This window comes from Saccharothrix sp. NRRL B-16314 (assembly GCF_000716595.1).
Taxonomy (GTDB): Bacteria; Actinomycetota; Actinomycetes; order Mycobacteriales; family Pseudonocardiaceae; genus Actinosynnema.
Genome location: NZ_JNXC01000229.1, coordinates 1 through 313 on the forward strand (window position 1 = coordinate 1; position 313 = coordinate 313).

The 313-nt window shown below is 71.9% G+C and carries 1 protein-coding gene; it reads right to left on the minus strand.

The window, feature by feature from the left end:
* A partial coding sequence (locus OQ02_RS39765) for a sigma factor (RefSeq protein ID WP_442973747.1) occupies positions 1-279 on the minus strand: 279 nt, incomplete at its 3' end.
* Between the last annotated feature and the right edge of the window lie 34 nt (positions 280-313).

The following is a 313-nucleotide window of genomic DNA, read 5'->3' on the forward strand; positions in this document are numbered from 1 at the left end:
GAGACAGGGTATCCATTGGCCGACGTAGCGCTCGCGCCGGACCCGGGCGGAGCCGAGCAGGTCCAGGCAGATCCGGCTGGCCACCGTGGTCAGCCATGCCCCGGGTGACTCGACGGCCTCCTGCTGCCGGCGCGGCATCGCGTACCAGCGGGCGTAGGCCTCCTGTACGGCGTCCTCGGCCTCGGTCAGCGAACCGAGCAGCCGGTAGGCGACGTCGGTGTGGCCGGTGTCGGTGAGGACGGGCAGCAGCCGGGGAGTGCCGAGGAACCCCGTCGACAGATGCTCGTCGCGCGCCTCGATCAGTGCGACGAGC